Below are 15,287 nucleotides of genomic sequence, written 5' to 3'. Positions count from 1 at the left end.
GTGCCGGCCTCATCGCGAGCAGGCTCACTCCTACAGGGGTTGTGCGTTTATTTACCGGTAATCATCGGCAGGTTCAGGCCCTGTTCCTTGGCGCAGTCGATGGCGATCTGGTAACCGGCATCGGCGTGACGCATGACACCGGTGGCCGGGTCGTTGTGCAGTACGCGCGCAATACGCTCGGCCGCTTCGTCCGTACCGTCGCAAACAATCACCATGCCCGAGTGTTGCGAGAAGCCCATGCCGACACCGCCGCCGTGGTGCAGGGAAACCCAGGTCGCCCCGCTTGCAGTGTTGAGTAATGCGTTGAGCAGTGGCCAGTCGGACACAGCGTCGGAACCGTCCTGCATCGATTCGGTTTCACGATTCGGGCTTGCGACCGAGCCGGAGTCGAGGTGGTCGCGACCGATCACGATCGGCGCCGACAGCTCACCGCTGCGGACCATTTCGTTGAAGGCCAGACCGAGCTTGGCGCGCAGGCCCAAACCAACCCAGCAGATACGTGCCGGCAGCCCCTGGAAGCTGATGCGCTCGCGGGCCATGTCCAGCCAGTTGTGCAGATGGGCGTCGTCCGGGATCAGCTCTTTGACCTTGGCGTCGGTTTTGTAGATGTCTTGCGGATCACCCGACAGCGCCGCCCAACGGAACGGACCGATGCCACGGCAGAACAGCGGACGGATGTAGGCCGGTACGAAACCCGGGAAATCGAAGGCGTTTTCGACGCCTTCTTCCTGCGCCATCTGACGGATGTTGTTGCCGTAGTCGAAGGTCGGGATGCCTTGCTTCTGGAATTCCAGCATGGCTTTGACGTGCACCGCCATCGACTGCTTGGCGGCTTTGATTACGGCGGCCGGTTCGGTCTTGGCGCGAGCGCGGTATTCGTCCCAGGTCCAGCCCGCCGGCAGGTAGCCGTTGAGCGGGTCGTGGGCGCTGGTCTGGTCGGTGACCATGTCCGGGCGTACGCCGCGCTTGACCAGTTCCGGGAGAATTTCTGCGGCGTTACCCAGCAGGGCGATGGAAATCGCTTTACCTTCTTTGGTGTATTTGTCGATGCGCGCCAGGGCGTCGTCGAGGTCTTTGGCCTGCTCGTCGACGTAACGGCTTTTCAGGCGGAAATCGATGCTGACTTGTTGGCATTCGATGTTCAGCGAGCAAGCGCCGGCGAGGGTTGCCGCCAGCGGTTGCGCACCACCCATGCCGCCCAGACCGGCGGTGAGGACCCACTTGCCGGTGAGGTTGTCGTTGTAGTGCTGGCGACCGGCTTCAACGAAGGTTTCGTAGGTGCCTTGAACGATGCCCTGGCTGCCGATGTAGATCCAGCTGCCGGCGGTCATCTGGCCGTACATGGCCAAGCCTTTGGCGTCGAGTTCGTTGAAGTGCTCCCAGCTCGCCCAGTGTGGCACCAGGTTGGAGTTGGCGATCAGGACGCGCGGGGCATTGCTATGAGTCTTGAATACGCCGACCGGCTTGCCGGACTGCACCAGCAGGGTCTCGTCGTCGTTCAGGTTGGTCAGGCTCTCGACGATCTTGTCGTAGCACTCCCAGTTACGCGCGGCGCGACCGATACCACCGTAAACCACTAGCTCTTTGGGGTTCTCGGCGACTTCCGGGTCGAGATTGTTCATCAGCATGCGCAGCGGCGCTTCGGTCAGCCAGCTCTTGGCGGTCAGCTTGTTGCCGCGGGCGGCGCGGATCTCAACGTTGCGAAACTTTGTAGGCTTATTGTCAGTCACGAAAAAGACTCCTCAGCGATCAATTCAAACCAACCCTGGCAGTGGGCAAGCAGCCTGCGTGCATCAATGCGCGACAAGCGAATCAGTGGACGCTGCGGAGAGTCTCGAACAACTCATACGCATACGTCTTTACTTGTACATACAAGCATATGCAATCAAGCGGCCAACTTGTTGGAGGGGTGTTCAAGAAAAATCGCGGGCACGGCTGGACGGCGCCTGAATCAAGGGTTCGGGCGTGGATGAAATTTTTCATGGGGATGATTTAGGGCGACGGGACTTTGTTACGTGAGCGTGGTTTTGCGCCACGCTGGGGCGTTCGGTAACAAGTTGGTGCGTGGGTTGGGAACACCCCAAAAGCAAAAGATCGCAGCCTTCGGCAGCTCCTGGATTGGGATTGATGTAGACCCTGTAGGAGCTGCCGAAGGCTGCGATCTTTTAAGATTTTTGAATCAGCGCGCAGTCAACTCGATCACGCAGCATGCGGCGTTGGTGGAGACTTCGGCCAGCCCACTGTTACCGTCCAGTTGCAGACAATCATGTCGCCCCAACTGCGACGTGCTGTCGCCAACCGCCACTTCCAGCAAATCGCTGACACTGAACACCAGCAACGTTCCCGCCGAACTGAAGAGCCGCTGCTCACCGTCCAGCCACTGCAACCGCGCGCTGTAACGCTGCGGCGCATAGATCAGGTTGAAATCGCGAATCGCACCGCCTAGCAGCGTGCACGACACCTGGCTCTCACCACTGAAAGCAAACGGGTCGAGCGGTAACAGCGGCCGCGTATCGTCGCCGTCAACGCACAAGGTCATGCCGTCACCCTGCAACACGGTGATCACCCGCTGGTAACCGGCGAACGTCGAAAAACCACCCGACTCAGCGATGTCGGCAATCGACAGGCGCCAGCCAAAACCGTCCAGGCCGGCCCCCGCGTCACGGGTGATTTCTTCAGTGCTGCCGCCACCGTTTTTCCACGGCATGCGCGGGTAGCCTTCGGCGCGTAAAACCTTCACTTGAGTCATTTATGAAAGCGTCCTTCCAGACGATGACGGGAACCTGGGTGAATCAGTCGAGCAGCGGTAACCGGCTGGCGCCCCGACCATGTGCGGCGACGAATCAGCAAACACGGCTCGCCTTTTTCAATCTGCAGCAACTTGCACTCGGAGGGCTCGGCCAGAATCGCTTCAACCACGTGCTCGCCCTCAGTCAGCGGCGCCACCTGATTGAGATACGCGTAAGGCGTCTGCAGAGTGAAATCCTGCTTGAGGTATTCCGGCGCGACCAGTGCGTTGACGAAACGGTCTTCGATTTGCACCGGAATATCATTTTCGTAATGCACGATCAGCGAGTGGAACACCTTCTGCCCTTCACGCATGTCCAGCGCCAGCGCGCGCTCGGAACCGGCAGCCTCTTCTTCAAGAGTGATGACCTGGCAGGTGTGGCGATGGCCACGGGAGGCGATTTCGTCGGCGATGTTGTGCACTTCGAACAGCGCAGACTGGCTCTTCGGTTCGGCGACAAAGGTGCCGACGCCTTGCATGCGCACCAACAGACCGTCAGCGGTCATCTCGCGTAGCGCGCGGTTGATGGTCATGCGGCTGAAACCGAGTTGATTGACCAGCTCGCTTTCGGACGGCACGCGGTAGTGCGGCGGCCAGTTTCCGCTGTCGATCTGCTGGGTGATCATCTGTTTGACGCGGGCGTACAAGGGCGCCGGACTGTCGCCCATGTTCGCGGCCAACGGGGAGACTGGAGGCGGAGTCGGCACGGTTGATCCCTGTTCATTGGTGAAAGTGGCTAGCTTGCCGGAGTTTACCGGGCAGGCAAACGTCTGTATATGTATATACAAATAACACACGATGGGGTGCTGAACCATGTCCGCCTTCTTTGCCGAACGCGCGCTGCTGCCTAACGGATGGGCCAACAATGTACGTCTTGAGGTCAGCGCCGATGGCCTGCTGACCCAGATTCAGGCCGATTCCACCGCAGACGGCGCCGAACGGCTGAGCGGCCCGCTGTTGCCGGGCATGCCGAATTTGCACTCCCACGCCTTCCAGCGGGCGATGGCGGGTCTGGCTGAAGTGGCCGGCAATCCGAGCGACAGTTTCTGGACGTGGCGCGACTTGATGTATCGGCTCGTCGGAAAAATCAGCCCGGATCAGCTCGGCGTGATTGCCCGTCAGCTGTACATCGAAATGCTCAAGGCCGGTTATACCTCCGTCGCTGAATTTCATTACGTGCACCACGACAGCAATGGTCAGCCTTACGCCGATCCGGCTGAACTGGCCTTGCGCATCAGCCAGGCTGCGAGTGAAAGCGGCATCGGTCTGACGCTGTTGCCGGTGCTCTACAGCCACTCTGGTTTCGGCGGCCAGACGCCGAATGACGGCCAACGTCGCTTTATCAACAGCAGCGAAAATTACCTGAACCTGCAATCGCGTTTGCAGCCGTTACTGGCGCAGCAAAAGGCGCAATCGCTGGGCCTTTGCTTTCACTCGTTGCGCGCGGTCACGCCGCAGCAGATCAGCGAAGTCTTGGCGGCCAGCGACAAGCAATGCCCTGTGCATATTCACATCGCCGAACAACAGAAAGAAGTCGACGACTGCCTGAGCTGGAGTGGTCGGCGGCCGCTGCAATGGCTGTACGAAAATACCGAAGTCGATCAGCGCTGGTGCCTGGTGCACGCCACTCACGCCAACCCGGAAGAAGTCACGCTGATGGCCAAGAGTCGCGCCATTGCCGGACTGTGTCTGACCACTGAAGCGAACCTGGGCGACGGGATTTTCCCGGCGGTGGATTTCCTCGCCCAGGGCGGGCGCATGGGCATAGGTTCCGACAGTCATGTGTCGCTTAGCGTGGTGGAAGAATTGCGTTGGCTGGAATACGGCCAGCGTCTGCGCGATCAGCGGCGCAATCGCTTGTATGGCGCGGATCAACCGATGGTCGGGCGCACGCTGTATGACGCGGCGCTGGATGGCGGTGCGCAAGCGTTGGGGCAGCCGATTGGCGCGCTGGAGGTTGGCAAGCGTGCGGACTGGATTGTGCTCGACGGCAGCGATCCGTATCTGGCGACGGCCAATGGCGACGGGATTTTGAATCGCTGGTTGTTTGCCGGCGGCGATCGTCAGGTGCGCGATGTGCTGGTCAATGGTCAGTGGGTAGTGCGTGATGGTCGACATGCTGGCGAAGAAGACAGTGCTAGCGCCTTCACCCAGGTCCTGCGTGACCTCCTGGGCTGACGCATAACCCAATGTAGGAGTGAGCCTGCTCGCGATAGCGGTGTATCAGTCACATATTTATGGCTGACACACCGCTATCGCGAGCAGGCTCACTCCTACAGGGGGTTTGTGGTGTTCTTCAGTTCGAGGTCTTGGCCATCTGCCGATCCGACGCGCGCCAGATCAATCGCGTGGTGTCATAGCCTTGCTGACGTGCCTTGCTCAGCAGCTCTTCACGGACCACCCCGTTGACGGTCGGTGTGCGCGACAACAACCACATGTACTTGCGACTCGGGTCACCGACGATGGCGGTCTTGTAGTCATCGCTGACGTACAGCACCCAGTATTCGCCTTTCGCCACACCCGGAATCAGACGTGAGAACCAGGTATCGAATTCGACCCAGAGCTTGTCGGTCTTGCCCGGCACCTGTGGATAAGCCGTGCCCTTGGCTTCTTCCCACTGCCAGTCCGGAGTCAGGCAGCGATTGAGCACCGCGACATTGCCGTCAGGCTTTAGGGTGTAATGGGCTTCGGACTGCGCGCAATTGCGCTGGAAATACATCGGCAAGCGCGCCAGTTCATACCAGGTGCCCTGATAACGCTTGAGATTGACGCTGTTGACGGTTTTCGGCGCCAACGGGTCGACGCCGGAAGTGGCGCAGCCGGCCAGTACCAGGCCGGCAAAAAGGATCAGCAATAACCGCTTCATTTTTCTTCTCCGTGGGCGCGAAGCCCCGGTTTACTTCAGGCCTTGGCCGGAAAACATCAGCACTTTGTCACCGGCGTACTGCACGCTGATAAAGCTGTTCTTGTCGCCCCAAGTGCAACTGGACATGCCGAGCGCGCCCGAGCAATCGGTGGGCTTGCCGAGCAGAGTCTCGACTTCGGCCTTGGCCATACCGGCCGAGAGCTTCGAATAGTTTTCCTGATTGACCTTGCTGCATGCGGCCAACAGCACGCAAAACGTCAGAAGGGCGATAGATCGCAGCGACATGGTGTAACTCCTGGAACGAGGGGGGGATGGCATGGTGCCAACCAGAAGCTTAGAAGAGAAAACCCTCATCTGGTTCCGTGGGGGAATGGCTATTTATTAGCCCGCCCGTCTGGCATTTGCCGATAAATCAGCCACTTTGTAACGCTATTGAGCATTTCGTCGCCTTTCGCCAAAGACGCCTAATCTTTGGCGCACCGCGGTCGACATAAAAGCAGCGCAAAGCCCCCGAGTGTGGCAAATTGCCGCCCTTTCTTGACCAGTCCCTTCGCGGTAGTTCATTCGATGACCAGAAACATGAAATTCAGCCACAAGATCTTGTTGGCTGCCGCCCTCGTGGTGGCCATTGCGTTCGCCTGTTTCATTTTCTTCAACGACTATCGACAGCGCGAAGCCTTGAACAGCAGCACCGAAGCCTCGATGCAGGAGCTGGGCAGCCTGACCACCAGCAACATCCAGACCTGGCTGGAAAGCCGCATTCAATTGCTGCAATCGCTGTCGCAGCAAGTCGCCGTCGACGGCAACGCCCCCGCCAACCTGAAACGCATCATCGACCTGCCCGCCTACACCGGCAATTTCCAGCTCAGCTACTTCGGCGGCGCTGACGGCGTGATGTTCTCGGTGCCGGCCGGCAACCGCGCACCGGATTACGATCCACGCGCCCGGGGCTGGTACAAAGCGGCAAACAGCGCGCAACAGACCATCGTCACCGAACCGTACATCGCCGCGTCCTCGGGCAAACTGGTAATCACCGTTGCCACGCCGGTACAGCGCCAAGGGCAGATGCTCGGCGTCGCCGGTGCCGACATCGACCTGACCAGTGTCAGCGCAATCATCAACTCGCTGAACTTCGGTGGCCACGGCCACGCGTTCATCGTCAGTGCTGACGGCAAGATCCTGATCCACCCGGACAGCAAACTGGTGCTCAAAACCCTCGCCGAGGCCTATCCGAATGGTGCGCCGAAAGTCAGCCCGGGCCTGAAAGAAGTCGAGCTCGACGGCAAAACCCAACTGATCTCCTTCACCCACATCAACGGCGTGCCGTCGGCCGACTGGTACGTGGCGCTGGTACTCGATAAAGACACCGCGTTTGCAATGCTCAGCGAATTCCGCACCTCGGCGCTGATCGCCATGGTTATTGCCGTGGTGATCATCATCGCCCTGCTCGGCATGCTCATTCGCGTGCTGATGCAACCGTTGCTGACCATGGGCCGCGCGATGCACGACATCGCCGAAGGTGAAGGCGACCTGACTAAACGTCTGGTAATCCACGGCAACGACGAGTTCGGCGCGCTAGGCACCTCGTTCAACCGTTTCGTCGAGCGCATTCACACCTCGATACGTGAAGTGTCTTCGGCCACCGGCCAGGTCAACGAAGTCGCCCTGCGCGTAGTCGCGGCGTCGAACTCGTCGATGTACAACTCCGATCAGCAGTCCAGCCGTACCAACAGCGTCGCCGCCGCGATCAACCAACTCGGCGCCGCCGCGCAGGAAATCGCCCAGAACGCCGCCCTCGCCTCGCAGCACTCCAGCGATGCCCGCAGCCTCGCGGTCGACGGTCAGCAGGTTGTGGATAAAACCATCCAGGCTATGCAACAGCTGTCGGCGAAGATCAGCGATTCCTGCGGCAACATCGAAACCCTGAACAGCAACACGGTGAACATCGGCCAGATTCTCGAAGTGATCACCAGCATTTCCCAGCAGACCAACCTGCTCGCGCTCAACGCCGCGATTGAAGCGGCGCGTGCCGGTGAAGCGGGTCGTGGTTTTGCCGTGGTGGCGGATGAAGTGCGCAACCTCGCGCACCGTACCCAGGATTCGGCGCAGCAAGTGCAAAAGATGATCGAAGAGCTGCAAGTCGGCGCCCGTCAGGCGGTCAGCATCATGACCGAGAGCCAGCGCGAGAGTGAAAGCAGTGTCGGCATCGCCAACCAGGCCGGTGAGCGATTGGGTAGCGTGACTCAGCGTATTGGAGAGATCGACGGGATGAACCAGTCGGTGGCTACCGCGACTGAAGAGCAGACGGCGGTGGTCGAGTCGATCAATGTCGATATCAACGAGATCAACACGCTGAATCAGGAAGGTGTGGAGAACTTGCAGGCGACGTTGCGGGCGTGCTCGGATCTGGAGCAGCAGGCTTCACGTCTGAAGCAGTTGGTTGGCAGCTTCCGCATCTGAAGATCAAGAGCCTTACCCCCTCACCCCAGCCCTCTCCCCCAAGGGGGCGAGGGGGAAAGGGAGCCAATCTTCATGTTGTTCAAACTTGAGTTCGACTCGATATCTCAGGTCGATGTATCAAGCCCAGACACCTCGGTCAGTCCCCTCTCCCTCAGGGAGAGGGCTAGGGTGAGGGTAAGCTCTTAAAATCTAGAGCCAGGCTCAGAAAGAAACACCAACTCCTCAGCCGTAGACTCCCGCCCCAACACCGCATTGCGATGCGGAAACCGGCCAAACCGTGCAATCACCTTTTGATGCCGCTCGGCATAATCCAGATTGTCGGCAAACACCGACCGCTCCCCTTCCGGCTGTTCAGCCACCAACTCAATAAATCTGGAAACCGCTTCGTTCTGCACCGCAAGATTCTCGCAGTGCTCAAACACCAGATAAATGAATACGCGCTGAATCGGTTTCAACTGCCGATCGAAATCCGCAGCAATGCCTTGCGCAACGAGCTTCTGCGCACGCAGATCGCCGGAGAAAGCTTTGGGAGAGTCGCGAAAGATCATTCGCGGCAGTTGGTCGAGCAGTAACACCACCGCCAGCCAACCTTCGGGACGTTGCGTCCACTCGGTCAATTCGCCAGCCAGGGCCTGATCGACAAAGACCCCGAAACGCTCACGCGCTTCGAGGTCTTGGCTGTCTCGCTTGCCGAACCACAACTTGCCCTTGTCAGCCGCAATCTCGTCCGGGGATTCGGCTTGTCCGAACCACCAATCGAGCAACGGCTGCCAGGGCGCGGTCATGGTTTATTCCTTGTGGTAGGCCGTAGCGCGGGCGACTTCTTCTTTCGAACCGAGGAACACCGCTACGCGCTGGTGCAGGCCTTCCGGCTGAATGTCGAGGATGCGCTGGTGACCGTCAGTGGACGCGCCGCCCGCTTGTTCCACCAGGAACGACATCGGGTTGGCTTCGTACATCAGACGCAGTTTGCCTGGCTTGGATGGCTCGCGGCTGTCGCGCGGGTACATGAACAGACCGCCACGAGTCAGGATGCGGTGTACGTCGGCAACCATCGCCGCGACCCAGCGCATGTTGTAGTTCTTTTTCAGCGGACCTTCTTCACCGGCCAGCAACTCGCCAACGTAACGTTGTACCGGGGCTTCCCAGTGACGCTGGTTGGACATGTTGATCGCAAATTCCTGGGTCGACTCAGGAATGGTGATGTCTTCGTGGGTCAGCACGAAGCTGCCCATTTCGCGGTCGAGGGTGAAACCTTTGACGCCGTCGCCCAAGGTCAGTACCAGCATGGTTTGCGGGCCGTAGATCGCGTAACCGGCGGCAACCTGCTGGGTGCCTGGCTGCAGGAAGGCTTTTTCGTTCAGCGGCTCGTTCTGGCTCAGGTATTCGTTCGGGCAACGCAGTACCGAGAAGATGGTGCCGACCGGGGCGTTGATGTCGATGTTCGACGAGCCGTCCAGTGGGTCGAATACCAGCAGGTACGCGCCTTTCGGGTATTTGCCCGGGATCTGGTAGGCGTTGTCCATTTCTTCGGACGCCATGCCGGCCAGGTGACCGCCCCATTCGTTGGCTTCGAGCAGGATCTCGTTGGAGATCACATCGAGTTTCTTCTGCACTTCGCCTTGGACGTTTTCAGTGCCCATGCTGCCCAGAACACCACCCAGGGCGCCTTTGGACACGGCGTGGCTGATTTCTTTGCAAGCACGCGCGACCACTTCGATCAGGAAACGCAGATCGGCAGGAGTGTTATTGCTGCGGGTCTGCTCAATCAAATAGCGACTCAGGGTAACGCGGGACATGGACGGCTCCGGTGGAATGGGGGGCTAAAAACCCGCGCAGTTTACAGGGAGTCTGAAAACGTAGCGAGCGAAGACGCCCGGTAACGTGCGTTGGGGTGTATTTGCCTGTATGAGACGTGATTGTCGGGGGAGAGTTCAGGTAGCGGGTTTAGCGTAGACGGGTTCGGGACGGGTGGTGGCTAAGTGGAGCGGCAGTTTGAGTATTTTTATTGGCTGGTAGGCCGCTATCGCGAGCAGGCTCACTCCTACAGTTGATCGCATTCCATCTGGAGAAATGCAATCAACTGTAGGAGTGAGCCTGCTCGCGATCGGGTGCGCAGCACCCGCCTTTTCAGGATTTGGCAGGAGGCTTGCGCAATAAACTAAACGCCATTGCCCCCAAAAACACCACACTCAACAACAACACCGCCCACAAGCCGATCTTCTTCCAATTGGTCTCAGCCACCGCCGCCGTAGTCGCCGTTGAAGTCTGCGTCACAACCACCTCACCCTGAACCACAGCCTTACCCAACCCCGCCAACTTCTCCGGTTTGAAATCCGGAATCAGCGTCGCCAGCGGCAAGTTCGCCGTCTTCACCGTCGCATTGCCCACCGCCAAACTAAACGGCCCCTCGCCCCGCGCGAGGAAAACCACCTGCGTCGCCCGCACCGCATATTTCAGACTCGGCGCCTGCTCGCCCAAACCACCGCCGCGCTCATCCACGCTCAGTTTCAACTGCTGCACGGTTTGCCCGTAGAGCGGCAATTCGTTCTGCACCACATCCTGGCCATTCTGGGTCAGGCGGTACAGCAAGCCACTGCTCAGCGTTTGCCACGGCAAGCTGCTTTCACGACGGCCGGCCAGCGTCACCGGCGCCAGGCTGTTCGGCTGTTTCAATTCAACCTGCACGCGCTCAATGTTCAACCCCATCGGCAACTGCCAGGCGTACTCCCCGGCCTTGGAGCTGCTGCCGGCCAATGCCGGCGACCAGACCAATGGCAGCGGCAAATCGCGCGGATCACTGCTTTTCAATTGTGCCGCCGTCAGGATCGGCGCCGAATTCGGCGACTCCCACAGCAACCGCACATAGCGCGCCGATTGCCCCGGCAACGTCACTTCATGCTGCTCGATGCGCTCATCGGAAAAGGTCAGCCGCGCGACCTGCCCCTCGCCCCACGCTTGCCAGTGTTGCAGATCGTCGCTGGCTTCAATGCTGAAGCGCTGGAAGCCGTCGCGCTCGCTGGTCCAGTCGAGGATCAACTGCTGCAACGGCGCCTTGATCGCGCTGGCATCCAGCAGCCAGCCACGTAGCACCTCTTCACCCACCTCCAACTGACTGGACGGCTGCACCTCGACCAGCGTGCCGTTGGTGGTCGATTGCACACGCACATTCGGCGCGCGTTCGCTGGCGTCGGCGGCGTTGTACAGCGGGAACCATTTCACCTCATGCAACCGGCCGTCGTCGCGGGTCTGCGCTGATTCGCGCGCCAAGGCGTAGGCCTGCGCTTCGCCGGCAGCGTTGAACACCCGCAAGTCACTGAGATCAGTCTGGCGCGCCTGCAATTGCACGCTCAACGGCAATTCGAGGCGATACCACGGGCCGTTGCCGCTCACCGCCAGCGGCACCTGCGTGGCGAAGTCCGCCGGTTTTTCCTGAGCGCCGGCCGCCATCACCACGCCCAACGCCAACCAACCCAGATTTCGCATGCGACTCAAGATGAAACTCCTTCGGTGTCCGGGGCCGGTTTGTCCGCCGCCGGTTCAGCGTCGACGCGCTTGGGCGGCAGTGGCGCGAAATAGCCGACCACCAGCAGCAACACGCCGACACCGATAAACGAGACGATCCGGGCGAGACCGCCACGGTTGCTCAATTCGACAAAAATCAGTTTGGCCACCACCAACGCAATCAGCGCCGCGCCAATCAGCCACACTTCGCGACGATGGCGCAGATGGCCGCCGATCATCAGGCCCAGCGCCATCAACGTCCAGACGATGGACAATCCGGCCTGCACCAGCATTGAGGCGAGCAACGTATCCAGCTCGAACGGGATGCCGGCCCAATGGTGCGCCGCGCGGGTGACCAACGCGGTGCAGAAGGCGAACAGCGAAACCCCGGCGACCAGTTGCGTCGCGTAATCGGCGTAGTCCTGGCGAATCGACAACTGCGAAACCGCGCTGCGCGACCAGACGTAAACACCGAACAATGCGAACAACAAACCCAGCTCCAATGGATTGAGCAGCGGCACGTATGGCAGCGGCTCGGCGTTGCCATCGCTGACACCATTCGCCAGCCAGAACCACGCCAGCATCAACACTGCCAACGGCGCGGCGGCATACAAGCGGTATTCGCTAGGAAATGCCGCCACCGGCCACGGCCAACTGCGCGGTGCCGCCGCCAGCAGCAGATACAGGCTCGGAAGAATCGCCCAGCCCAGCCAACGCCAAGCGTTGTATTGCTCGGACAACAGCAGCAGACCGTAGCGCAACTCCAGCGCCAGAACACCAATCAGCAGCCAGCAGCCGAGCACATGCGCCGCGCTCAAAGCGCGCGCCGGCAACATCGGCGCCAAACGTCGCAAGCTGAAGAAATGCACGGCGAACACTGCTGCCCACGCCAGCCAACCGAAATCGGCCGCCGGGTGATAACGCGAATGCCAGCCAGCGAGCAACACCAGACCCGCCGCCGGAATCAGCAAGGTGCAGAGCAAGCCCAGCGCCGGCCATTTCAACCGCAGCGCCAGCACCGCCCACAGCGCGACACTGATCGCCACGAACAATAGCAACAACGTGCCTTGCAGATTCGGCGGAGCAAACCGCAGTACTTCACTGACCCACGCCAGCGTCCACCAACCAGCGCCCCACACCAGCAGCACTTCGGACAAACGCTGCAGACTCAGCGCATCGAATGCTGAAGCGTGATTGCCCAGTTGCAGGCGCCAGGCACCGATCATCGCAGCCAAGCCCAGTACCAGCGGTGTCCAGAATCCGCCATGGGCCAACGGTTTCAGGCCTTCGCTGGACAGTGGCCCAAGCAACTCGGGGCCGGCCAGCAAAAACGCCGCGCCACCAATCAACTGCAACAGCAGACCAAAGACAAAACTTACGCGCTGCTTGAGGTACAGGCTCAGCCAGATGATCAGCAAACCACTCGCGGCCCACACCGCACTCGCCGTTTGCCATGGCAGCACGAACAGCACCGCCAGATTGATCAGCACCAAACCGGCCAGCAGCACCACCGACAGCCCCCGCAACAGACGCACATCGCCACGCACCATTTCATCGCGAGCCGCCAACAGCATGCCGGCGATCAACGCCAGCCCGATCAACGACGCGCTGAGCAACCCGCTCCAGCCGGCGCTGAACACCGCCGCCGAATCCTCGCCCGCGCCTTGCAGACGCAACAGGAACAACGCACCGCCAAGCAACTGCACGGCAAACGCGCTGAACAGGAACGTGCGCGATTGAATGCGCAGACCGACCAACAGAGTTGCCAACCCGGCCAGCGCCCAACTAATCGCCGTGGCTTGAACGAAGAAGAACAGCGGCGCCAGCAGATAGAGGAAGGTCAGGCCCAGACACGCCAACACCGGCAAGCCTTGACGCTCCCAAGGTGATGCCTGTTCCGGCGAGGCCTTGCGCAATTGATAGAAACTGAACAGCAACGCAATGCCGAGCATCAGCGCACCCAGCGGAGCACCGTCAAGCAGACTGCTCTCGCCGGCACGCAACTGACTGAGGAACGCCAACGCGGAACCCAGTTGCAGGAGCAAGGCAAAGGCCCGCGCGAACGGTCGATGCTGACGCAGACCGAGCCAGAAAATCCCCGCGCCTTCCACTGCCCATGCCGCCGAGGTCCAGCGCGCATCCAGCCCCAGCGGAATGGCCAGACTGGCGAAAATCACCCCGAGCGCCAGACAGGTTTCGCCCAGCAGAACCGCCCGGCCACCCATCAACACCTTGGCCAGTGCCATGTAGATCATGCCTAGCGCCAGCGCACTGAACGCTGCTGCAAATTCCAGATGCTGCACCAGCGCAAACTGCAAACCAAAGCCAATGATCGGCGGTCCGAACAGCATCGTGCCGTCGATGTAATCGCCCTTGCGCGCCGACCAGTGCAGTAACGCCTCGCGGTCGCTATCCGCCGGCGCATCGGGCATGTCGAGCAATTTGCGACGGGCGAACAGCAGGCCGATGGCGAGATACATCAGGAAGAACAGGATCAGGAACGGCTCGGTACTCCACAACAGTTCTGGCGCATACGAACGAAGGCCCCAGGCGAAGCCGATGCCAAAGGTGCCGACGAAACCAATCAGGTTGAGCAGACGCCAGGCTTTGAACCAGGCGATGGCAAGAATGCCGGCGTTGAGCAGCGCGAAATAGCTGAACAGCGCGACGTGGTTGCCGGCGCCGGTCGAGGTCAGGATCGGCGCCGCGAAACCGCCCAATGCCGCCGCTGCGGCTAGCCCTAAAGCATCTTGAGTGATGGCGAGAATCGCCGAGAAAACGGTGACCGCCACCAGCAGGCCGAGCGCGGCCGATGGATCAAGCAACGGATGCAGACGCATCGCCGCAAACACCGTCAAATACAGCACCGCGATCCCGGTGCCTTGCAGCATCAACGCGTAATTGCTGTTGCGCCGCCGCAGCCACCAGCCCAGCGCGAGCAGGCCCAACGCGGCCGCCGCAACACCGGCGTAACGCAACTCGATCGGCACGACCATGCCTTCAGTGGCGTAGCGCAGCAGGAATGCCAGACCGAAGAACAACAACACCACACCGACCCGCAGCACGGTGTTGCCGCCGAACAGCCAGTTGCGCGCGGCGCTGATGCCGCGTTCGATGAGGTTCGGGCCACGGGGTTCAGCAGGCTCTTGCGGTTCGGACGTAACGGCGTCGAGGCGCCAGACATCAGCGGGCAGCGGTTGACTGATTTCGCTGGCGACGGCGGACAGCGGTTCCAGTTCGGGCGGCAGTTCCCAGACCAGTTCAGGTGCTGGAGCTGCTTCTACGACTGTGACTGGTTCAGCAACAGGTTCGGGATCCGGTGGCGGCGCGGCACGAACCGGGGCACCTTCGAGCAGAAACAGGCGCTGTTCGACGCCCTGCAAAGCGACCTTCGCCAGCTCAAGTTGACGCTGCTGCTCCATCGTCTGCGAGCCTAGCCGCGCGATGCGGATCGTCTGCCCGATCACCAGCCCCAGCAACGCGCCCAATAGCGCATCACTGAACGACTCGTCGAGCAGCCAGCCGAGCACCAGCCCGATCAACATGAACATCCATTGCATGGTCGATATCCCTAAGCGCAAAGGCCAATCCGGGAAGATTAGCGCAGCCTGACCCAAAAAGATCGCAGCCTTCGGCAGCTCCTACAGGGTTATGCGAACACCTGTGTAG

At 60.5% G+C, this 15,287-nt stretch carries 11 protein-coding genes and 1 pseudogene; 3 read left to right on the top strand and 9 right to left on the bottom strand.

Going from position 1 to position 15,287, the window contains the following annotated elements:
- Positions 1 to 47: 47 nt before the first annotated feature.
- From hutU to hutC, 3 genes are all read right to left on the bottom strand, one after another.
- Positions 48 to 1,730 (bottom strand): urocanate hydratase, encoded by a 1,683-nt coding sequence (gene hutU / locus ACOYXH_RS27530; protein ID WP_095047181.1) that lies wholly within the window; start codon positions 1,728 to 1,730, stop codon positions 48 to 50.
- 449 nt (positions 1,731 to 2,179) lie between these two features.
- Positions 2,180 to 2,749 (bottom strand): HutD/Ves family protein, encoded by a 570-nt coding sequence (locus ACOYXH_RS27525; protein ID WP_095047180.1) that lies wholly within the window; start codon positions 2,747 to 2,749, stop codon positions 2,180 to 2,182.
- Positions 2,746 to 3,456: a histidine utilization repressor gene (hutC, locus tag ACOYXH_RS27520; protein ID WP_163013658.1), complete on the bottom strand. Its 711-nt coding sequence runs from the start codon at positions 3,454 to 3,456 to the stop codon at positions 2,746 to 2,748. Before hutC ends, ACOYXH_RS27525 begins: the two co-directional genes overlap by 4 nt.
- A 145-nt stretch (positions 3,457 to 3,601) precedes the next feature.
- Here hutC and ACOYXH_RS27515 point away from each other — a divergent pair, with 145 nt between their 5' ends.
- Entirely contained in the window at positions 3,602 to 4,966 is a 1,365-nt protein-coding gene (locus ACOYXH_RS27515) for a formimidoylglutamate deiminase (RefSeq protein WP_460410109.1), read from the top strand.
- 118 nt (positions 4,967 to 5,084) lie between these two features.
- On the opposite strand, the gene ACOYXH_RS27510 is transcribed toward ACOYXH_RS27515, so the two are convergent.
- Together ACOYXH_RS27510 and ACOYXH_RS27505 are read right to left on the bottom strand one after the other, a co-directional pair.
- Positions 5,085 to 5,654, bottom strand: a complete 570-nt coding sequence (locus ACOYXH_RS27510; RefSeq protein ID WP_093430049.1) for a lipocalin family protein — start codon at positions 5,652 to 5,654, stop codon at positions 5,085 to 5,087.
- Positions 5,655 to 5,684: 30 nt separating this feature from the next.
- A complete protein-coding gene (locus ACOYXH_RS27505) occupies positions 5,685 to 5,939 on the bottom strand; it encodes a hypothetical protein (RefSeq protein WP_003220802.1) in 255 nt (84 codons plus the stop codon).
- 282 nt (positions 5,940 to 6,221) lie between these two features.
- Between ACOYXH_RS27505 and ACOYXH_RS27500 the strand changes: the two are divergent.
- A pseudogene (locus ACOYXH_RS27500) lies at positions 6,222 to 7,256 on the top strand (HAMP domain-containing protein); the annotation flags it as partial.
- 93 nt (positions 7,257 to 7,349) lie between these two features.
- On the top strand, positions 7,350 to 8,114 hold the full coding sequence (locus ACOYXH_RS27495; protein ID WP_460410892.1) for a methyl-accepting chemotaxis protein: 765 nt from the start codon (positions 7,350 to 7,352) through the stop codon (positions 8,112 to 8,114).
- A 182-nt stretch (positions 8,115 to 8,296) separates the two neighbouring features.
- Here the strand turns inward: ACOYXH_RS27495 and ACOYXH_RS27490 are convergent, their stop codons facing one another.
- The 4 genes from ACOYXH_RS27490 to ACOYXH_RS27475 form a co-directional block, all read right to left on the bottom strand.
- Complete coding sequence (locus tag ACOYXH_RS27490) at positions 8,297 to 8,899, bottom strand: DUF924 family protein (RefSeq protein WP_258709112.1); 603 nt, start codon at positions 8,897 to 8,899, stop codon at positions 8,297 to 8,299.
- A 3-nt stretch (positions 8,900 to 8,902) separates the two neighbouring features.
- On the bottom strand, positions 8,903 to 9,913 hold the full coding sequence (locus tag ACOYXH_RS27485; protein WP_007909265.1) for a class 1 fructose-bisphosphatase: 1,011 nt from the start codon (positions 9,911 to 9,913) through the stop codon (positions 8,903 to 8,905).
- 331 nt (positions 9,914 to 10,244) lie between these two features.
- Positions 10,245 to 11,609, bottom strand: coding sequence for a DUF3999 domain-containing protein (locus tag ACOYXH_RS27480; protein WP_095047176.1), 1,365 nt, complete (start codon positions 11,607 to 11,609; stop codon positions 10,245 to 10,247).
- Complete coding sequence (locus ACOYXH_RS27475; RefSeq protein WP_460410108.1) at positions 11,606 to 15,178, bottom strand: DUF2339 domain-containing protein; 3,573 nt, start codon at positions 15,176 to 15,178, stop codon at positions 11,606 to 11,608. The genes ACOYXH_RS27480 and ACOYXH_RS27475 overlap by 4 nt, the downstream gene beginning before the upstream one ends.
- Between the last annotated feature and the right edge of the window lie 109 nt (positions 15,179 to 15,287).

This window comes from Pseudomonas sp. Mb7, from assembly GCF_054790525.1.
Note: the sequence above shows the minus strand (reverse complement) of the source record. Positions and strands in the feature narration are given on the sequence as shown.

Excerpts from the sequence above, each read along its gene's own strand:
- ACOYXH_RS27525 (WP_095047180.1), bottom strand. The coding sequence starts at position 2,749 with ATGACTCAAGTGAAGGTTTTACGCGCCGAAGGCTACCCGCGCATGCCG.
- hutC (WP_163013658.1), bottom strand. The coding sequence starts at position 3,456 with ATGGGCGACAGTCCGGCGCCCTTGTACGCCCGCGTCAAACAGATGATC.
- ACOYXH_RS27515 (WP_460410109.1), top strand. The coding sequence starts at position 3,602 with ATGTCCGCCTTCTTTGCCGAACGCGCGCTGCTGCCTAACGGATGGGCC.
- ACOYXH_RS27510 (WP_093430049.1), bottom strand. The coding sequence starts at position 5,654 with ATGAAGCGGTTATTGCTGATCCTTTTTGCCGGCCTGGTACTGGCCGGC.
- ACOYXH_RS27505 (WP_003220802.1), bottom strand. The coding sequence starts at position 5,939 with ATGTCGCTGCGATCTATCGCCCTTCTGACGTTTTGCGTGCTGTTGGCC.
- ACOYXH_RS27495 (WP_460410892.1), top strand. The coding sequence starts at position 7,350 with ATGTACAACTCCGATCAGCAGTCCAGCCGTACCAACAGCGTCGCCGCC.
- ACOYXH_RS27490 (WP_258709112.1), bottom strand. The coding sequence starts at position 8,899 with ATGACCGCGCCCTGGCAGCCGTTGCTCGATTGGTGGTTCGGACAAGCC.
- ACOYXH_RS27485 (WP_007909265.1), bottom strand. The coding sequence starts at position 9,913 with ATGTCCCGCGTTACCCTGAGTCGCTATTTGATTGAGCAGACCCGCAGC.
- ACOYXH_RS27475 (WP_460410108.1), bottom strand. The coding sequence starts at position 15,178 with ATGCAATGGATGTTCATGTTGATCGGGCTGGTGCTCGGCTGGCTGCTC.